Annotated in this window: 21 protein-coding genes and 1 riboswitch; of the genes, 8 read left to right on the top strand and 13 right to left on the bottom strand. The window is 65.1% G+C overall.

Going from position 1 to position 17,061, the window contains the following annotated elements; genetic code table 11:
* Positions 1 to 19 precede the first annotated feature (19 nt).
* Positions 20 to 1,744, top strand: a complete 1,725-nt coding sequence (locus AB0323_RS22710; protein WP_366179346.1) for a DEAD/DEAH box helicase — start codon at positions 20 to 22, stop codon at positions 1,742 to 1,744.
* 158 nt (positions 1,745 to 1,902) lie between these two features.
* Here AB0323_RS22710 and AB0323_RS22705 read toward each other — a convergent pair whose 3' ends face one another.
* The 5 genes from AB0323_RS22705 to AB0323_RS22685 form a co-directional block, all read right to left on the bottom strand.
* Entirely contained in the window at positions 1,903 to 2,553 is a 651-nt protein-coding gene (locus AB0323_RS22705) for an MBL fold metallo-hydrolase (protein ID WP_366179345.1), read from the bottom strand.
* 37 nt (positions 2,554 to 2,590) lie between these two features.
* On the bottom strand, positions 2,591 to 3,610 hold the full coding sequence (locus tag AB0323_RS22700) for an aldo/keto reductase (RefSeq protein ID WP_366179344.1): 1,020 nt from the start codon (positions 3,608 to 3,610) through the stop codon (positions 2,591 to 2,593).
* A gap of 69 nt (positions 3,611 to 3,679) precedes the next feature.
* Positions 3,680 to 4,045, bottom strand: a complete 366-nt coding sequence (locus AB0323_RS22695; protein ID WP_366179343.1) for a multidrug efflux SMR transporter — start codon at positions 4,043 to 4,045, stop codon at positions 3,680 to 3,682.
* 2 nt (positions 4,046 to 4,047) lie between these two features.
* Positions 4,048 to 4,362, bottom strand: a complete 315-nt coding sequence (locus tag AB0323_RS22690; protein ID WP_366179342.1) for a multidrug efflux SMR transporter — start codon at positions 4,360 to 4,362, stop codon at positions 4,048 to 4,050.
* A 9-nt stretch (positions 4,363 to 4,371) separates the two neighbouring features.
* Positions 4,372 to 4,437, bottom strand: a riboswitch (guanidine-III (ykkC-III) riboswitch).
* 250 nt (positions 4,438 to 4,687) lie between these two features.
* Positions 4,688 to 5,347: a HutD family protein gene (locus AB0323_RS22685; protein WP_366179341.1), complete on the bottom strand. Its 660-nt coding sequence runs from the start codon at positions 5,345 to 5,347 to the stop codon at positions 4,688 to 4,690.
* Positions 5,348 to 5,480: 133 nt separating this feature from the next.
* Here AB0323_RS22685 and AB0323_RS22680 point away from each other — a divergent pair, with 133 nt between their 5' ends.
* From AB0323_RS22680 to poxB, 6 genes are all read left to right on the top strand, one after another.
* Positions 5,481 to 6,077, top strand: a complete 597-nt coding sequence (locus AB0323_RS22680; RefSeq protein ID WP_366179340.1) for a phosphoribosylanthranilate isomerase — start codon at positions 5,481 to 5,483, stop codon at positions 6,075 to 6,077.
* A 253-nt stretch (positions 6,078 to 6,330) separates the two neighbouring features.
* Positions 6,331 to 6,681 carry a metalloregulator ArsR/SmtB family transcription factor gene (locus AB0323_RS22675; RefSeq protein WP_366179339.1) on the top strand — a complete coding sequence of 117 codons (351 nt, stop codon included), beginning with the start codon at positions 6,331 to 6,333 and terminating at the stop codon, positions 6,679 to 6,681.
* A complete protein-coding gene (locus tag AB0323_RS22670; protein ID WP_366179338.1) occupies positions 6,678 to 7,151 on the top strand; it encodes an SRPBCC domain-containing protein in 474 nt (157 codons plus the stop codon). Before AB0323_RS22675 ends, AB0323_RS22670 begins: the two co-directional genes overlap by 4 nt.
* Positions 7,152 to 7,276: 125 nt before the next feature.
* Complete coding sequence (locus AB0323_RS22665) at positions 7,277 to 7,753, top strand: hypothetical protein (RefSeq protein WP_364539133.1); 477 nt, start codon at positions 7,277 to 7,279, stop codon at positions 7,751 to 7,753.
* A gap of 288 nt (positions 7,754 to 8,041) precedes the next feature.
* Complete coding sequence (locus AB0323_RS22660) at positions 8,042 to 8,443, top strand: YccF domain-containing protein (RefSeq protein ID WP_366179337.1); 402 nt, start codon at positions 8,042 to 8,044, stop codon at positions 8,441 to 8,443.
* An 89-nt stretch (positions 8,444 to 8,532) separates the two neighbouring features.
* A complete protein-coding gene (gene poxB / locus AB0323_RS22655; RefSeq protein WP_366179336.1) occupies positions 8,533 to 10,269 on the top strand; it encodes a ubiquinone-dependent pyruvate dehydrogenase in 1,737 nt (578 codons plus the stop codon).
* 20 nt (positions 10,270 to 10,289) lie between these two features.
* On the opposite strand, the gene AB0323_RS22650 is transcribed toward poxB, so the two are convergent.
* Positions 10,290 to 11,999: a sialidase family protein gene (locus AB0323_RS22650; RefSeq protein WP_366179335.1), complete on the bottom strand. Its 1,710-nt coding sequence runs from the start codon at positions 11,997 to 11,999 to the stop codon at positions 10,290 to 10,292.
* Between the two features lie 65 nt (positions 12,000 to 12,064).
* On the opposite strand from AB0323_RS22650, the gene AB0323_RS22645 reads away from it, so the two are divergent.
* On the top strand, positions 12,065 to 12,424 hold the full coding sequence (locus tag AB0323_RS22645) for a DUF1801 domain-containing protein (RefSeq protein ID WP_366179334.1): 360 nt from the start codon (positions 12,065 to 12,067) through the stop codon (positions 12,422 to 12,424).
* 7 nt (positions 12,425 to 12,431) lie between these two features.
* Here AB0323_RS22645 and AB0323_RS22640 read toward each other — a convergent pair whose 3' ends face one another.
* The 7 genes from AB0323_RS22640 to AB0323_RS22610 form a co-directional block, all read right to left on the bottom strand.
* Positions 12,432 to 13,193, bottom strand: a complete 762-nt coding sequence (locus AB0323_RS22640; RefSeq protein ID WP_366179333.1) for an ABC transporter permease — start codon at positions 13,191 to 13,193, stop codon at positions 12,432 to 12,434.
* Positions 13,190 to 13,990: an ATP-binding cassette domain-containing protein gene (locus tag AB0323_RS22635; protein WP_366179332.1), complete on the bottom strand. Its 801-nt coding sequence runs from the start codon at positions 13,988 to 13,990 to the stop codon at positions 13,190 to 13,192. The genes AB0323_RS22640 and AB0323_RS22635 overlap by 4 nt, the downstream gene beginning before the upstream one ends.
* Before the next feature lie 2 nt (positions 13,991 to 13,992).
* Complete coding sequence (locus AB0323_RS22630) at positions 13,993 to 14,367, bottom strand: DUF1048 domain-containing protein (protein ID WP_364539164.1); 375 nt, start codon at positions 14,365 to 14,367, stop codon at positions 13,993 to 13,995.
* A 2-nt stretch (positions 14,368 to 14,369) separates the two neighbouring features.
* The gene (locus tag AB0323_RS22625) at positions 14,370 to 14,699 is read right to left on the bottom strand and encodes a PadR family transcriptional regulator (RefSeq protein WP_345448401.1); all 330 of its coding nucleotides are present in this window, start codon (positions 14,697 to 14,699) and stop codon (positions 14,370 to 14,372) included.
* Between the two features lie 100 nt (positions 14,700 to 14,799).
* Positions 14,800 to 15,579, bottom strand: a complete 780-nt coding sequence (locus AB0323_RS22620) for a 2-phosphosulfolactate phosphatase (protein WP_366179331.1) — start codon at positions 15,577 to 15,579, stop codon at positions 14,800 to 14,802.
* Positions 15,576 to 16,445 carry a DUF4031 domain-containing protein gene (locus AB0323_RS22615; RefSeq protein WP_366179330.1) on the bottom strand — a complete coding sequence of 290 codons (870 nt, stop codon included), beginning with the start codon at positions 16,443 to 16,445 and terminating at the stop codon, positions 15,576 to 15,578. Before AB0323_RS22615 ends, AB0323_RS22620 begins: the two co-directional genes overlap by 4 nt.
* Positions 16,446 to 16,462: 17 nt before the next feature.
* A partial coding sequence (locus tag AB0323_RS22610) for an SRPBCC family protein (RefSeq protein ID WP_366179329.1) occupies positions 16,463 to 17,061 on the bottom strand: 599 nt, incomplete at its 5' end.

Raw genomic sequence — 17,061 nt, 5'->3', positions numbered from 1 at the left:
AGAAAGACCCTTGAAACACATGACTACTTTTGCTGCCCTTGGCACGCCCAAGGCCATCGCCGAGTCCCTCGCTGCGGATGGCATCGAAGAAGCTTTCCCCATCCAGGTCAAGACCCTCCCGGATACGCTCGCTGGCCGCGACGTCCTGGGCCGTGGCCGCACCGGCTCCGGTAAGACCATCGCTTTCGCTATCCCGCTCGTGGCACGTCTCGCCGAGCGCGAAGCCAAGCACTTCCGCAAGCCCGGCCGCCCGATGGGCCTGGTCCTTGCGCCGACCCGCGAGCTGGCCACCCAGATCAACGCCACCATCGAGCCGCTCGCCAAGGCCATGGGCCTGAACACTACGGTCATCTACGGCGGTATCTCCCAGGCCCGCCAGGAAAAGGCGCTGCGCGCCGGCGTCGACATTGTCATCGCCTGCCCGGGCCGCCTTGAGGACCTCATCCGCCAGCGCATCCTGACTCTCGAAGCCGTCGAGATCACCGTGCTGGACGAGGCCGACCACATGGCCGACCTCGGCTTCCTCCCTGTGGTCAAGAAGCTCATGGACATGACTCCTACCCAGGGTCAGCGCCTGCTCTTCTCCGCGACGTTGGACAACGGTGTTGACAAACTGGTCAACCGTTACCTGTCCAACCCGCTGACCCACTCGGTGGACGACCCCCAGGCCGCCGTGACCACCATGGAGCACCACGTCCTGGTGGTCAACGACCAGACCGTCAAGAAGCAGCTGATCGTGGAGCTGGCGTCCGGCGCCGGCCGCCGTGTCCTCTTCATGCGGACCAAGCACCACGCACGCAAACTCGCCAAGACCCTGACGGACTGCGGCATCCCCGCCGTCGACCTCCACGGCAACCTGTCGCAGAATGCCCGTGACCGCAACCTCGCCGAGTTCTCCAGCGGTGAGGTCCGGGTCCTGGTGGCCACCGACGTCGCTGCCCGCGGCGTTCACGTCGACGACGTCGAGCTCGTCATCCACGTCGACCCGCCCACAGAGCACAAGGCTTACCTGCACCGCTCCGGCCGTACGGCCCGTGCAGGTTCCGACGGCACCGTGGTCACGCTGACGCTTCCCGAGCAGCAGTCCGACGTCAAGAAGCTCATGAAGGCTGCCGGCGTCGACGTCTCGTTCGAGCGCGTCACGGCCAACTCCCCGTTGATTGCCGAGCTGGTGGGCCAGGTTGCCGACAAGGTTGACCCGCGCACCCGTGCGGCATTGCTTGCGGCAAAGACCCAGCAGCCGGGCGGCGGTACCTCCACCGGTGCCAACGCCCAGCGCAAGCGCAACCGCCGTTCCACCCAGGCTGCACCCACTGCGGGTGGCCGGGGTGGTCGCGGTGGCCGTGGCAAGGTCGCGGCCGAGCCCGTGCGTACCGACATCAACCGCGCGGAACGCCGCGCAGCAGCGAACGACGACGTCGCCCGTAGCTCGCGGGGACGCGGCAACGCTGCTTCCACTCACCGCAATGACGTTCCAGGCGCACAGGGCCAGGGTGGTCGCAGCGGACGTCCGGCAACCGGTCAGCGTGCATCCGGCGGTAACCGCTCGGCGTCGGCTCCGCGCACGGAATTCGCTACGTCCACGCGTACCAGCGGCAACAAGTCCGTATGGTCCTCGAACACGGGTGGCAATTCCGGTGGCTCCTACGGCTCCGGCTCAGGTAACTCGGGTTCCGGCCGTCCGGCCCGCAGCGGCCCGCGCCGTGCCTCGGCCCCGGCGTCGAACGAACGCCGCGGCCGCTAAGTCACTTGTGGTGTAGGCAGGGCATGTCCCTTGTTCACTCGATAGGCAGCCGGGTTCGCTAGGTTCTCCGCGGGACATGCTCTGCGTGGGCAATGAGGAGTGGACATATTCCTGATATGTCCACTCCTGGGCTCGAAGGCTGGGCATGTCCCTTGGGATTACCAGCCGCGCTCGCGCCATTCCGCAAGGTGTGGCCGCTCCGCGCCGAGCGTGGTCGGATCTCCATGGCCCGGGTGTACCACGGTGTCGTCCGGGTAGGCCTCGAACAGCCGTTCCGTCACGTCGTTTAGCAGCGACGTGAAGCGGGCGGCGTCGTTCTGGGTGTTGCCCACGCCTCCGGGGAACAACGAGTCGCCGCTGAAAATGTGCGCGGGCCCTTCCGGGTCCAGGTACACGTAGGCGATCGAGCCGGGAGTGTGGCCGCGCAAGTGCACCGCGGTGATGTCGAAACCGTCGAAGTTTCCCACATCGCCATGGTGCAACAGCACGTCCACGGGTACGGGCAGCGCCTCGGCGTCGTCCACTCCGGCCGAGGTCTTCGCGCCCGTAGCTTCCACCAACCCGGGAATCGCGCGGACGTGGTCCCAGTGCCGGTGCGTCGTGGCGATCATGGCCAGTTTCGGCGTGGCGGTGGTGTCCCCGGCGGACTCAGCCAGCATTGCCTGGATGGCCGGAAGGTCGTCCGCGGCGTCGATGAGGATCTGCACGCCGCTCGCCTTGGCAGTGAGCAGGTACACGTTGTTGTTCATCTCGCTGACCGAGATTCGCCGGATGGTGATGTCACGCAGTGAATGAATGAGTGAGTCCATTCGTCCACTCTACGGAAGCCTCCTGCTGGCTTACCGCCTATTCGCGGCCCTGCGAAACCCAGGTGGGATCCGCGGACCGTGAGCCGACGACGGCGTCCGCGGCGCCGTCGAGCACGTCGATTTGGGCGGCGCTCAACTCGAGCGACAGGGCGCCCAGGTTCTCGTCGATCCGGTGCGCTTTGCGCGTTCCGGGGATGGGGACCACGCTGAGCTGGAGGCGGCGGCCCTGGGCGAAAAGCCAGGCCAAGGCCACCTGGGCGGGGGTTGCATCCCGGCCGTTGGTTTCGGACAGCTCGGCGGCCACGGCACGCACGGCGGCAACAACCGCTTGGTTGGCGTCGAGTGCGCCGTCGGCAAATCGGGGGATGCGGTGCCGGAAATCGCTCTCGCCGAGTTGATCGGCGCTGACGGTTCCCGTGAGGAAGCCCCGGCCCAGCGGCGAATAGGGCACGAAGCCCACACCCAGCTCTGCCGCAGTCGGGACGACGTTGCGTTCAACGTCCCGGCTCCAGATGGACCATTCGCTCTGCACGGCGGCTATCGGGTGCACGGCGTTGGCTTCCCTCAGCTCCTCGGCTGTCACTTCGGACAGCCCAAGGTGCCGGACCTTGCCTGCCCGGACAAGCTCCGCCATGGCCTCCACGGTTTCCACAATCGGAACGCGGAGGTCGCGGCGGTGCATGTAGTAGAGGTCGATGACGTCGGTGCCCAGGCGGCGGAGGCTTGCTTCCGCCGCCTGGGCCACGTACGCGGTATCTCCCCGGACATCGGTGTAGCCATCACGCGGGTTGCCCACGATTCCGAACTTGGTGGCCAACTGGACCTCGTCGCGCCGGTCCTTCAGGAGCTTCGCGATCAGTTCCTCGTTGTCGCCCCCACCGTAAACATCCGCGGTGTCGATGAAGCTGATGCCGGCATCCACGGCGTGGTGCAGCGTCTTGAGGGATTCCGCGGGATCCACCTCGCCGTATACGGGCGTCAGTGCCATCCCGCCGAAACCGAGGGGGCTCACGGTCAGGCCATCGCCGAGCTGTACATTCGTGGTTTCCGGGCTCATGGTGCTTCTCCTTCGCAGAGTGTTCGTCTCATTGCTGGCAACTCCGGGGAGCAGGGGAGTATTCCGGGCTTACGATTGGGCCGGTTCCGTCACTTCTTCACGCTTCTCAGTGGGAAGGACCTTCAGCCCGGCCGCGCAACCCACGATTCCCGCAATAAACAGCAGCTTGAGCGGGCTGGCCGGTTCGACGCCGGTGGCCATCGCCCAGCCGACCGTCAGCGCAGCGCCGATCCCGACCCAGACGGCGTAGGCCGTGCCCAGGGGAATCCGCTTCACTGCGAAGCCGAGGCCGATCATGCTGAGGCTTGCCGTGACGGCGAAGACCACGGTGGGGAGGGCTTGGCTGAAGCCGTCGGACAGTCCAAGGGCCGTCGCCCACACAGCTTCGAGCACGGCGGATGCCAGCAGTATGGCCCACGCGAATTTAGCGGTCATGGCTACGCCACCACCTTCAAGCCGACCACGCACGCACCGATGCCGGCGAGCAGGAGCAGCCGGGCCGCCGTCGGGCGCTCGACTTTGGTGATCATCGCGTAAGCGGCCGTGAGAACGACGCCGACTCCCACCCACACGGCATACGCGGTTCCGGTGGGGATGGATTGCATCGCGAAGGCAAGCCCTGCTGTGCTCACGACCACGGTGACCAGGAAGATGGCGGAGGGGACCGGCTTGCGGAAGCCGTTGGAACGGTGGAGCGCTGCGGCCCAGACAGCCTCGAGCGCGCCGGACAGAATGAGGATTAACCACGACATGACAGATCCTTTGGCCAGTCTTGTCGCGCGCCGGGCACTGATCCGTCGTCCGGAGGTCCCTGTGCGGGCCTTCCTTCGAGGCTAGCAAGCCCGACGCCGGGTGGCCAGCTTTGGTGGCGAGCCTCACCAGGGGACATGAGCGGTCATGGGCCTCACCCGGGGACATGTCCAGTGGTGGGCTCGGCGAGTGGGCATGTTGCGGACGCCACGAGGGACATGTCCAGTGGTGGGCTCAGCGAGTGGGCATGTTGCGGACGCCACGAGGGACATGTCCAGTGGTGAGCTCAGCGAATGCGCATGTTGGCATTATGTCCAGTGCTGGGACCTAGGAGGGCGCATGCTCCACACGGTCGATGGAGATGACGGCGATGAATCCACGGCCCAGGATTTCCGGGCTGCGGGTGTCGGAACCTACTACGGCGTCGTAGCGGGCGAGTTCAACGGGTTCGGCGGTCGGCGCGCCAGCCTCCCCGTCCGCGGCGGCCTCCCCGTCCGAGCCGTCCGCGGGTGCCGTGTCCGCCAGCTCCGCGCCGGGACTCACGGAAGCCTTGCCCTCCAAAAGGACAGCCAACTGGCCTTCGAACACCGGGTGTGCGCGCTTCTTGGATAGCTCGATGATGGACGTGTAGCCCTTGAATTCGCCGGCCCGGGCAATCACATTGAGGTCGCGGATGTCGCCGGTGGGAAGTGCGCTGGCCGAAGCCGCCTCGCCAGAAAACCGGAACGGTCGGTACTTTTCCAGCGGGTGTTCTTCGCCGTCCACCGTGAGCAGCAGCAATTCGCCGTCGATCACGGTGAGCACTCGCTCCATGCCCGGGAACGTCGAGAAATCGCCGGCCGATCCGACGTCGGCGATGCTGACCCGCCAGTCCCACGCTCCGTCTTGCGCCGACGCCGCTTTCGGATGGCTGGCGAGTTCGCGGGTCACCCCGCCTCCGTTGCGCCATGGTTCGGGTTTGAGCTCGGCAAAGCGGATGATCTCCATGCGCTCCAGCCTAGCCCGAGCCTGCCTTTGGCCGATTGAACGCCCGCGTAACATCGGTGCAATCTTGGCACGGTTCAACAATCCCGGAGGCCCTTGCTAACGTCGTAGGAAGGTAAACGGTTGGAGGCGCGGAATGTTCGTCAAAGTGTGCGGTTTGAGCACGCCTGAATCCGTGCAGGCCGCCGTCGAGTCCGGCGCAGACGCCGTCGGTTTCGTGCTGACGAAGAGTCCGCGCGAGGTATCCCCGGACCGTGCCCGAGACTTGCTGGCCGATGTCCCGGAAGGTGTCGCCGCCGTCGGGGTCTTCCGGCACGAAGCAGCCGCCGAAGCCGTCGTAACCGCCCGTGAAGCCGGTCTCGAATGGGTCCAGCTGCACGGAAGCCGCTCGCCGGAAGACGTTAAGACCGTGCACGACGCCGGCATGCGGCTCATCCGGGCCGTCACCATGGGTGCCGCTCCGGTCGAGTTCGAGGAGTGGGGCGAGGAACTTCTCCTGATCGACGCCGCTGTGCCGGGTTCGGGCGAGGCGTGGGACTATTCCTCGGTCCGTAAACTGGGTCTGGGTGCGCGCCACTGGTTGTTGGCCGGCGGGTTGACCGCGTCCAACGTCGGAGCCGCGGCGCGCGAAGCCGAGGCCTGGGGCGTCGACGTGTCCAGCGGCGTGGAGTCCTCGCGCGGGGTGAAGGACCTCGACCTCGTTCGCGCCTTCGTCCAGGCCGCAAAAGCCTGACGCCGCCGGACGCTCGCTCACCTTTATCGCCTTTTCACCGGACGCCCGCCCACCTTTATCGCCTTCTCGCCGGACGCTCGCTCACCTTTATCGCCTTCTCGCAGAACGCTCGCTCAGATGATGTGAGCGAACGTCCGCGGTTTTGCCCCCGGATGTGAGCGGGCGTCCCAAGACCCTTGACAGTCGCCGCCCGCTGCCGCATATTTAACACGTCGACTAATTAACCGATGTATTAAATACGAAGGCGCTGGCGATGTCCACAGACCGGCTCAGTCTCATCTTCTCGGCTCTTGCCGACCCCACCCGAAGGGCCATTCTGGCCCGGCTTTCGGAGGGTGAGGCCACCGTGAACGAGCTTGCCGAACCGTTCGACATCAGCCTTCCCGCCGTCTCGCGGCATCTCAAGGTCCTGGAAAATGCAGGGCTGATCAGCCGGAGCCGGAATGCGCAATGGAGGTCTTCCAAATTGGAAGCAGAACCACTGCGCGAAGCCACCGAATGGATGGACAAATACAGGCGCTTCTGGGATGCCAGCTTTATCCGCCTCGACGCCCACCTACGCAAGATTCAGAACGATTCAAAGGATCCAGGAGTCAAGCAATGAACACGGAACAGCACATTCTCACCATGACCCGCGAATTCGATGCCCCGCGCGAGCTTGTCTTCCAAGCTTTCGTGGACCCCGACCAGCTCGCGGCATGGTTCGGGCCGGTGGGCGTGGATTCGCCGCGCGACCGGATAGCCGTCGACCCCAGGGTGGGCGGAGTCTGGCAGCTCGTCATGACCTGGGACGAGAACGGCGTCACCAAGGAGTCACCCATCGACGCAGTCATCACCGCGTACGATCCGCCCGCCCTGCTGGTCGCCACCCAGAAAGCAGAGCCCGACGCCGGGATCACACTTTTGCTGGAAATGCGCCTTGAGTTCGAGGTACTGGACGGCGGCCGCACGCGGCTTCATATCACACAGGGTCCCTTCGACTCGGACGAATGGGTGGAAATGACCCGTGAAGGATGGGGCACCTCGTTCACCAAACTGGACACCTTGCTGGTGCGGGAAGAGGGCTCGGTCTAAAAGGGTCCCGAAGTCAACTTGGAAGGTCCGGGGCCGTTCGGGCTACACTCCACGGCGGGGACAGAATGCCATTGCTCTGGAGACCGAACGGTTCCGGAGACAGACGATCAAGCAGAATGCGACCTTTGAAAATCCTTTCCAAACCACTTAACGGTCCGATCCGATACCTGACAGTCGCCCTCTTCGCCGCACTGGCGCTGTCCGGCTGCTCCACGCAGGGAGGGGGCTCCGCCGCGGCGGGCACGCCGTCGTCCTCTTCTGCGGGCGACTCCGGAACCGCAAGCGCAAGCCCAACTCCTTCATCGGGGCCATTCGGGGGCTTCGCCTCGGCGGCCGAAATGTGCTCCACCATCTCTAAAGAAGCGACGGGAGCTTCGTTGCTGCCAATGTCTGCGGCGCAGGGAAAGACCGCCGAGCTGGAGCAATACAAGGCAGAGCTCGCCGCCACTGCGGATCGCGTCCCGGACGCGCTCAAGGCTGATTTCACGAATCTCAAGGACACTGCGATCGCAGGCCTGAAGGATCAGACCGTCTACTCGAGCGGCAAGTTCGAAAAAGCCATGGCTCCCGTTACCACGTGGCTGAGCGCCAACTGCAAGTAGTCCTTCGCGGGAAGTCCCACCGGCGTCGGCAGGGAGGGCCTTGTATGTGAGCGGGCGTTGGCAGGGAGGGCCTTGTATGTGAGCGGGCGTCGGCCGGGAGGGCCTTGTATGTGAGCGGGCGTTGGCAGGGAGGGCCGTATATGTGAGCGGGCGTCGGCCGGGAGGGCCGTATATGTGAGCGGGCGTCGGCCGGGAGGGCCTTGTATGTGAGCCGGGATCACAAGATCAGGGGGATTTCAGGGCGAACCCCTAGCCCCGAACAGCGGGCGGCAAGGGACAATGGGAGATATGAAAACGCTGCTCAACATCATCTGGCTCGTCTTCGGCGGCTTCGTTCTGGCCTTGGGATATTTTGTTGCCGGAATTGTGTGCTGCTTGTTGATCGTCACCATCCCGTGGGGCATCGCGTCGTTCCGGATCGCCTCGTACACGCTGTGGCCGTTTGGTCGCATGGTGGTGGACAAGCCCGGGAGCGCAGGTGTCTTTACGCTCCTGGGCAATGTCATCTGGTTGCTGGTTGCGGGCATTTGGATCGCGATCGGCCACTTGGTCACGGCCTTGGCCATGGCCATCACCATCGTCGGGATCCCGCTGGCCATCGCAAACCTGAAGCTCATTCCGGTATCGCTCATGCCGCTGGGCAAGCAGATCGTGCCTAGCAACCGCCCGTTCGTCAGCACCTACCGCTAGCCCTCCCGACGCCGGGCATCAGGCGCCATGGACTGTTCCGGAGTAGCGTAGGCCGTGTCTGCACTGCCTCCCCTCGAAAGGAACAGTCCATGTCCGCCGCCAGGAACACTGTTGCCAAGAACATCGTCGCCACCCTCAAAGCCAACAACGTCCAGCGCGTCTACGGGATCCCCGGAGATTCGCTGAACGGATTCACGGACGCCCTGAGGGAGGAAGAGAGCATCCGCTGGGTCCATGTCCGGCACGAGGAAGCCGCCGCGCTGGCAGCCGCAGCCGAGGCGGGTCTCACGGATGAACTGGCGGTGTGCGCCGGATCCTGTGGACCTGGCAACCTGCACCTGATCAACGGGCTCTACGACGCCAACAAATCCAGGGTTCCCGTGTTGGCGATCGCCGCCCACATTCCCAGCGAGGAGATCGGCAGCCAGTACTTCCAGGAGACGCACCCCCAGGAGCTGTTCCGGGAATGCAGCGTTTATGTCGAGCACGTCGCCCATCCTTCCCAGATGCCACGGGTCTTGGAGATCGCCATGCGGACCGCGGTCGAGAAGCGAGGCGTCGCCGTCGTCGTAATTCCCGGCGATGTCGCCCTCGCGGAGGCGCAAAGCGACCGCACAGCGGTGATCCGCGCCGCCCGGCCGGAGATCCGGCCCAACTCGCAGGAGCTCGCAGAGGCAGCGGATATTCTCAACGCGGCCGGCAAGGTCACCATTCTCGCCGGCGCCGGCACCGCGGGTGCGCACGCCGAGGTCATGGCCCTGGCGGACGCGCTGGGCGCGCCGATCGTGCACGCGATGCGCGGCAAGGAACACATCGAATACGACAACCCGTTCGACGTCGGCATGACCGGCCTTTTGGGGTTCAGCTCCGGCTATCGCGCGATGGAGAGCTGTGAGGCCTTGCTCATGCTGGGCACCGATTTTCCGTACCAGCAGTTCTACCCGGAGAACGCCAAGATCATCCAGGTGGATGTCAGGGGCGAGCAGTTGGGCCGGCGGGCCCGGATCGACCTTGGCCTTGTGGGTACGGTCAAGGACACCGCTGCCGCGCTGCTGCCCTTGATCGGGCGCAAGACGAAGAGAACACACCTGAGTGCTTCGCTCAAGCACTACGCCAAGTCGCGCGCCAAGCTCGACGACCTCGCCTCTCCGGCCAAGGACGGGCAGCCCCTCCATCCGCAGTTCGTGGGCAGGCTCGTGGATGAGTTGGCGGCCCCGGATGCGGTTTTCACGTGCGACGTCGGGTCCCCCACCGTGTGGGCGGCCCGGTATCTGAGCATGAACGGCCGACGCCGGCTTCTCGGTTCGTTCAACCACGGAACCATGGCCAATGCGCTGTCGCACGGGATCGGCGCGGCGGCCGCGTATCCCGGGCGGCAAGTGGTGGCCCTGGCCGGCGACGGCGGCCTGACCATGCTTCTCGGCGAGCTGATCACCTTGGTGCAGAACAAGCTCCCCGTCAAAGTGGTGGTCTTCAACAACTCCTCGCTGAACTTCGTGGAGCTCGAAATGAAGGCCGCCGGATTCGTCAATTACGGCACGGAGCTCGAGAACCCGGACTTCGCCAAACTCGCGGAATCCTTGGGAATTCGCGGCATCCGGGTGGACAACTCCTCCGGGCTGAAGGCGGGACTGGCCGAAGCCTTCGCGCACGACGGTCCGGCCCTCATCGACGTCCGCACGGCCCGGCAGGAACTGTCCATTCCGCCGGCAATCAGCGCCGAACAGGTCAAGGGCTTCACGCTCTACGCGATCCGGACGGTCCTTTCCGGCCGCGGCGACCAGCTTATCGACCTCGCGAAGACCAATATCCGCCAGATTTTCTAAGGAGCGCCCCGGGCGCCGCCCTAATTAGCCGTCACGGCTCCCGCGCGCAGATCGAAACTGAAGCTGCGCTCCACGGCCCGTGCGCCGCCGTCGTACGCCACCGCGAAAGCCAGCTCGAGCGAGTCCCGCGCCAGGTCCTCCTGGGTGACGGTGTACACCGGCGTGAAGTACAGCGCTTCCGCGCCCGGGGCCAGGTCGGCGGGCGGGAAGTCCGCCGGATTGGCGTGCGGCCCCAGGAGGACGACGCCGGAGGCCGCTTGGGTGCCCAGGTTGCGGGCACGTCCGGTGAAGGCGAGGATGTCCCCGGCTTTGTAGCCCGGAATGACAGGTCCGTAGTTGAGGTCCTGGGCTTCGCGGGTGCCAAGGATCTGCGCCTGCTCCGGGGAGTAGCCTTGGCCCACTTCCTTCCAGGTCTGCACGTCCCACTCGCCGTCGTTGTCCGGGGAGATGACATGGAATTCGCCGGCGTTCTGCCACACAGCGGGCCGGCCGGGCGTGATGGAGCGCAGTTCCATGTGAAACTCAAGGTGCTCGGGCCGGGCTTGGGGCCGGTGCTGGGTTTCGGGCGCCCCGGCCGCACCGGCATCCGGGCCGGGAAGCTGCCCCGTCAGCTGCTCCACCGGCACGGAAACGAAGACGATCTCGCGGTATCCCTGGCGCTCGTACAAGACGCCGATGTTGCCATCCGGAAGGCGCGCCGCCGTCGAGTAGGCCGAGCTGCCCTCCCACAGGACCAGCTTGGCGGGCCAGCTGGCCCCGTTGTCCGCGGATAGGCTGAGGACTGTGTTGCGTCGCAGCGACGTGTCCTGGTTGTTGCTCGCGAGCAGCCAGCTGTTCGTGGCCGGGGTGGCCAGGGACGGCACGCCGGGCTGGCCGTCGAAGCGGATCAGGGAGCCGTTGTCGCTCGGGTCGGGGAGGTCCTCGACCAGTTCCAGCTGGCTCCACGTCTGGCCGCCGTCATCGGAGACTGCTGCCAGGCGCCGGGGAGTGGCGCGCGAGTGCAGGAGCAGCCGGCCGTCGTCGAGGCACGCCACTTTGTTCTCGTTGGCGCCGATCCCGTCCGGACCCTTTCCGATCAATTCGCCTAACGTCCAATTCTCCCCGTGGTCGTCGCTGTACGCGGAAGCCGCCTTGATTTCGCCGTCCACGAGCACGACGAATTGTTGCACCAGTCGCCCGGCGAACGGACCGGTGTGCATCTGGATGCCCTGCCCGGCAGCGGCGAAGATCCCCGTGATGCCGCGGTCGCCGCGGCCCGTCTTGAGTTGTCCGGTGAGCCGCCGGTGCTGCCAGGTGACGCCGTCGTCGTCGGAAAAGCTGACATCGCAGTGCTGCACGTCGTCATCCGGTTCCAGCCCGCCTACGGCCTCGAAGAAGCCGGCATGCGTCCCCGCGGCGTGGAACATGAAAATCCGAGCGGTCATGGTGTCCACCAGGAGGCTGGGATCACCGTAACCGTTGAGCCCTGACCCGCTGCGGACTACCCGCTGTTGTTCCCAGCTGCGGCCGTTGTCCGTGCTGCGCCGGAGCAGGAGATCGATCGGATTGGGCAGGTCGTCCAGGTTCGGCCGGCCGTCATAGGCGGCGAGCACTGTTCCTGCTGTGGAGACCGCCAGCGCGGGGATGCGGTACTGCCGGTAACCTCCCGTGCCGCGCACCGCCAGGACGTGCTCGACGTCGGGACGGGCTTGAGGGAGTGCGGCACCATTGCGTTGGAGGTAGGAGGTCACACCTCCATGATACGGGATGGTGCCTTGGGCCCCCGCGGTTGCGCTCGGGGATTATGGTTACAGCCATGGGCAATCGAAATCCGGATGTAGACAACTGGCTTCAGCAATACGACAACCCGCACCGTGAACTCGTCGGCAAAATCAGGGAATTCATCATAGGGGTGGACCCCCGCCTTTCCGAGGCCATCAAGTGGCAGGCACCCACGTTCATGTACAAGGGAAACATTGCCTCGTTCTTCCCGCGATCAAAAAAGAACGTCACGCTGATGTTCCACCAAGGGGCGTCGATCGCCGATGAGCTGGGCCTGTTGGAGGGCGACGGCGAGGTCTCCCGCGTCGCGCGGTTCCTGGACGAAGCCGACTTCGAGGCAAAGAAGCCTGCGCTTGAAGCCGTGATCCTGGGCTGGATCAAGGACAAAGGCTGAAGCGCAGTTAGCTGATCCTGCGCCGGTAGGCCGCCGCGGCGAAGAAGTAGGCGAGAACGAGGATCCCGAGGCACCATGCGATGGCGACCCAAATGTCGCTTCCGATCGGCCGTTGCTCAAACAGGTCCTGAATCGTGTTGACGATCGAAGTGACCGGCTGGTTCTCTGCGAAGGCGCGCACGGGACCCGGCATTGTGGAAGTGGGTACGAAAGCCGAGCTGATGAACGGCAGGAAGATCAGCGGGTAGGAGAACCCGCCGGCGCCGTCCACGGACTTCGCTGTCAGGCCCGCAATGATTGCGAGCCACGTGAGAGCCAGGGTGAACAGCGCCAGGATCCCGATGATGGCGAGCCATGCCAGCGGGCTTGCCGATGTGCGGAATCCCATGAGGAGGGCCACCACCAGGATGATCACGAGCGAGAGCCCGTTGGCGGCGAGGGAAGTCAGCACATGCGCCCACAGCACGGACGATCGTGCGATCGGCATGGAGTGGAACCGCTCGAAAATCCCGCTCTGCATGTCGAAAAACAAGCGAACGGCGGTGTACGCGATGCCCGACGCTATCGCGATCAGCATGATTCCCGGCAGCAGGTAATTGACGTAATTCTCCGTGCCTGTCTTGATGGCGCCGCCGAACACGTAAACGAACAGCAGCATGAGGGCGATCGGTGTGATCGCAGTGGTGATAATGGTGTCCGCGCTGCGGAAGATGTGACGCATGGAGCGGCCCAGCAAGACGGTCGTGTCTGCGAAGAAGTGTGTGCTCATGACTGGTCCTTACTTGACGCAACCTTGCCCTCGTTTCCCACGAGTGCGAGGAAGATATCCTCCAGGGTGGGCTGCTTTTCGACGTACTCCACCTTCGCCGGCGGGAGGAGTTGCTTGAGCTCGGCGAGAGTGCCGTTCGCGATGATCCGCCCGTGATGAAGGATGGCGATCCGGTCCGCGAGTTGTTCGGCCTCGTCGAGATACTGCGTGGTGAGCAGAACCGTGGTGCCCTGGTTGGCGAGCTCCTGGATCACCTGCCACACCTCGATGCGTGCTTCGGGGTCCAGTCCGGTGGTCGGCTCGTCGAGGAAGATTACCTCGGGCTGCCCGATGAGGCTCATGGCGATGTCAAGGCGGCGGCGCATGCCTCCTGAATACGCGGACACTTTCCGAGATGCTGCATCGGACAGGTTGAAGCGCGCGAGGAGACCATCCGCTGCTTCGCCGGGGTCCTTGAGGTGGCGCAATTTGGCAACCAGCACCAGGTTTTCCCGACCGGACAGGATTTCATCGACAGCCGCGAATTGTCCGGTGAGGCTGATGGATTCCCGAACCCGCAGCGATTGGGTCACGACGTCGAATCCATTGACGGTGGCCGTGCCGGCGTCCGGACGCAGGAGCGTGGACAGGATTTTCACCATCGTGGTCTTTCCTGCTCCGTTGGAGCCGAGAAGGGCGAAGATGGTGCCCGCTGCCACGTCGAAGTCCACGCCGCGCAGCACGTGCAACTCCTTATAGGACTTTTCCATGCCCTGCACGCGGATCGCGGGTTCGCGGGTGCTGGATGCGCTGGTCATGGCTATCTCTCCTTCCCGTCGTCTCCGGCAGCGGCGTCGATTGCCTTGACCAGGCGTTCGCGCTCCTTGTTGATCCACTGACCGCTCGTGTAGTTGCGCATGAACGTTTCGGCGAACTCCACCGGGTCCTCGCCGACGATGTCGCGGATCGGCGTTCCGTCCGCGGCGCTCTGTTCGAAGAGATCGGTGAGGTCGCCGAGCATCCTCAGCAGCACGTCGCCCTTAGTGATGGCCCCGAAGTACATCAGGTACCGTTCCAGCGCGGTCGCCGCCGCGCGATAGTCCGCGGGAAGCTGCTCCACGCGCGCCTTGTTTTGCCGGTATTGCTTCTTCTGTTCGAGCGATCCCGTGAGCTGCTCGATCCACCCTGCGGCCATGTTCACTTCCCTCCCTTTCGGAGCTGCTCCAGCCGTTCAGACAGGAAACTCCACGTATTCCAGAATTCGTCCAGTTCCTTCTCGCCCTGCTCGTTGAGCGAATAGACCTTGCGCGGCGGGCCCTTCTCGGACGGCCGCTTCTCGACATCGACGAGGCCTTTCTGCTCGATCCTGACGAGCAGCGCATAAACGGTGCCCTCGGCGATCTCGGTGAAGCCCTGTCCCCGGAGCAGCGTCGTGATTTCGTACCCGTACGCGGGATTCCCGGTCAGGAGAGCGAGAACGATGCCCTCCAGGGTCCCTTTGAGCATCTCCGTCATCTGCTTGCCCATCGGACACCTCCCTTCACTACTCAGTGTTACTAGCTACTGGTACATGGTATCGCTAAGTAGTTGAAGCGCAAGCCCCTATGGAAATCGCACCGAAGGGCATTCAGGGCCGCTGGAATGCGCCGTCCCTCAAGATGGCCACAGCGGTCCCGGCGTCAAGTTCGGCGGCGATCTCGACGTCGTCGGCGTACCCTGCGCCGATCAACTCCCGGCCGCTGGAGCAGCCTCGAAGGGCGTCATGGAGCCGGGGTTCGGCAGCGTTGAACACGGCCATCGCGGCATCAGCCTCCGGCGCGAAGCCTTCCCTGCCGTCTTCCGGAGTGAAGCCGCCCCGCCCTGTGGCAGCGAGCCCGGCAATGAAGGCGCCGGCCCCGATTTGATCCTCCACGGCGGGCCTGAGTGAGCCGCCGGGCCATAGCTCGCCGGCTGCGATCACCGCAACCACTGCATCCGCGGGGAGTTCGGCCGCCACCCAATCCGCGGTGGCGGCTGCATTACGCAATGACGCTGCCGCGATAAGCGGGACTTCCCGGGCGAGCTGGTGCGCGATGGAGGAGCCGTTGGGCGAAGGCAGCACCAGGCGGTTCAGTGACCGTGCGTCCCGCAAGCTCGACGGCGAGAGGCTCAGTCCGCCTCCACCCCGCGGTCCGGCCAGTTGGGCATCGTGGTGAGCGGCGAAATCCTCGGCCCCGGCGTCCTTCCACGGGTAGGGGAACACGATGGCGCCCCGGTCGACGGCGACGCTGACGCAGGTGGTGAAGGAGAGAACGTCAACCACGACGGCGAGGTCAGCTCCTGACGCAACCGCACGGGCGCCGTCGAGCCCCCACTCAAACCTCACCGTGAACGGAAGCTGCCGGTGCACCGTCCCCGCCGTGGTCATGACAGTTCGGCCTCCAGGTTGCGGCGGGCGGCATCGAGCCAGAGGCCCTTTGCGCGTTCGCTGTGGAAGAGCGGATTCAAAGTGAGTAGTTGACGGACGACGGCGGCCCGGCCCGTGGCGAAGTCCGCGTCGCTGACGTGGGCGTAGTCCTCGCGGACAGCAGCCAGGTAGCGGGCGTAAGCCGTGGGTTCCGCGCCGAGGATGGACAGATCGGCGTCGCACAAGAGGGCGCCCGCGTGGTCTCCCGGTTCGGGACTGTGGGTGGAGGTCAGCCTGACCAGCCGGGCGACTTCGTCGATCACTGGCCGGGGAAGTCCCGCAAGGGCCAGCCGGTCCTCGGCCAGCGTGGCCGACTGCTCTTCGTCCTGCCCGGCGATACCTTCGTAGACGGCGTCGTGGAACCACGCGGCCAACGTTACTGGGCGTGCAGGCTGCCCGGGGTCGGTGAGGAGGTCCAGGGCTTCCAGGACCGCCAGCAAATGCGTGCGGCTGTGGTACTTCCGATGGTCCTCGCCCCAGCGTTCAAGAAGCTCGAAACCCAGCTCCTCATGTCCCGGAAGGGTCGAATTCCAGCGCTCCAGCAAGGGCACAGTGAGGGCTTTGCTCCGTTGGCGGGCCGGGATCCGCAAGCCGCTCGCGATCAGTTTGCGCACCAGGATCCGGGCCTCCACGGGGATGGCACCTGCGGACAGGAGATCCTGGTATCGGCGTTCCGGGACGTCGTAGTGGTCGCCGTCGAAGGCCCGCCCGGGAATCCCCGCGGCCTCGGCGAAGGCATGCAGCTCCTCAAGCGATGTGTCCGAGACGAGGTGGGAAAACACGGTCCCGTGGGCGGGCCACAACGGCGGATCGAGGTAGACGGCCATGGCCTGCGCCCGGGAAGCTAGGAGTTTTTCCGGGTGGCTGCCGCTGAGAGTGCGGCCAAGCCCTTTTCGAAGTCGCCGCCCACCATCTTGTCCATGTTCATGAACAGAGCGAAGATTTTGCCGAGGCCCTTGTTCTCACCGGTCATTGACCAGGTGACGCGGGTGCCGTCCCCTTCGGGCACGAACGTGAACCGCGTGGGGTTGACGGCCTTCATCGGCTTGGTGAATTCGAGGCGGATGTCGATCTTGCCGGGCTCTTCCGAGCCGACGATTTCCATGGTTCCGGCGCCGGCCTTGTTGTTGCCGCTCCAGGCATACTTGGCTCCGACGCCGGATTCGTTGCCCGAGTAGCTCCGGCTCAGCTTGGGGTCAACGGCCTCCCACGGAGACCATTTGGTCCACTCGTGGAAGTTGTTGACGAGGGGGAAGACGTCGGAGGGCGCGGCGGGGATCAGCGCATTGCGAGTGACTGTGAAGGGTGCCATGTGCATATCGTACGGCGCTTCGGCGGGATCGTGGGTGCGGGCCTCGAGGCGGGACAGCGGAGCGAACCCGGCCGGAGCGTCATCGGAAGCCTTGGAGAGCAGCAGGTAGGTCACCGGGCCGACGATGTACG

The organism is Arthrobacter sp. NPDC080031, assembly GCF_040702485.1.
Taxonomy (GTDB): domain Bacteria; phylum Actinomycetota; class Actinomycetes; order Actinomycetales; family Micrococcaceae; genus Arthrobacter.
This window is presented reverse-complemented; position numbering and strand designations above follow the sequence as displayed.

Excerpts from the sequence above, each read along its gene's own strand:
- AB0323_RS22700 (WP_366179344.1), bottom strand. The coding sequence starts at position 3,610 with ATGAGCCCGGAAACCACGAATGTACAGCTCGGCGATGGCCTGACCGTG.
- AB0323_RS22670 (WP_366179338.1), top strand. The coding sequence starts at position 6,678 with ATGAACACGGAACAGCACATTCTCACCATGACCCGCGAATTCGATGCC.
- AB0323_RS22705 (WP_366179345.1), bottom strand. The coding sequence starts at position 2,553 with ATGGACTCACTCATTCATTCACTGCGTGACATCACCATCCGGCGAATC.
- AB0323_RS22675 (WP_366179339.1), top strand. The coding sequence starts at position 6,331 with ATGTCCACAGACCGGCTCAGTCTCATCTTCTCGGCTCTTGCCGACCCC.
- AB0323_RS22630 (WP_364539164.1), bottom strand. The coding sequence starts at position 14,367 with ATGGCCGCAGGGTGGATCGAGCAGCTCACGGGATCGCTCGAACAGAAG.
- AB0323_RS22645 (WP_366179334.1), top strand. The coding sequence starts at position 12,065 with ATGGGCAATCGAAATCCGGATGTAGACAACTGGCTTCAGCAATACGAC.
- AB0323_RS22635 (WP_366179332.1), bottom strand. The coding sequence starts at position 13,990 with ATGACCAGCGCATCCAGCACCCGCGAACCCGCGATCCGCGTGCAGGGC.
- AB0323_RS22620 (WP_366179331.1), bottom strand. The coding sequence starts at position 15,579 with ATGACCACGGCGGGGACGGTGCACCGGCAGCTTCCGTTCACGGTGAGG.
- poxB (WP_366179336.1), top strand. The coding sequence starts at position 8,533 with ATGTCCGCCGCCAGGAACACTGTTGCCAAGAACATCGTCGCCACCCTC.
- AB0323_RS22685 (WP_366179341.1), bottom strand. The coding sequence starts at position 5,347 with ATGGAGATCATCCGCTTTGCCGAGCTCAAACCCGAACCATGGCGCAAC.
- AB0323_RS22615 (WP_366179330.1), bottom strand. The coding sequence starts at position 16,445 with ATGGCCGTCTACCTCGATCCGCCGTTGTGGCCCGCCCACGGGACCGTG.
- AB0323_RS22660 (WP_366179337.1), top strand. The coding sequence starts at position 8,042 with ATGAAAACGCTGCTCAACATCATCTGGCTCGTCTTCGGCGGCTTCGTT.
- AB0323_RS22695 (WP_366179343.1), bottom strand. The coding sequence starts at position 4,045 with ATGACCGCTAAATTCGCGTGGGCCATACTGCTGGCATCCGCCGTGCTC.
- AB0323_RS22680 (WP_366179340.1), top strand. The coding sequence starts at position 5,481 with ATGTTCGTCAAAGTGTGCGGTTTGAGCACGCCTGAATCCGTGCAGGCC.
- AB0323_RS22690 (WP_366179342.1), bottom strand. The coding sequence starts at position 4,362 with ATGTCGTGGTTAATCCTCATTCTGTCCGGCGCGCTCGAGGCTGTCTGG.
- AB0323_RS22710 (WP_366179346.1), top strand. The coding sequence starts at position 20 with ATGACTACTTTTGCTGCCCTTGGCACGCCCAAGGCCATCGCCGAGTCC.
- AB0323_RS22625 (WP_345448401.1), bottom strand. The coding sequence starts at position 14,699 with ATGGGCAAGCAGATGACGGAGATGCTCAAAGGGACCCTGGAGGGCATC.
- AB0323_RS22640 (WP_366179333.1), bottom strand. The coding sequence starts at position 13,193 with ATGAGCACACACTTCTTCGCAGACACGACCGTCTTGCTGGGCCGCTCC.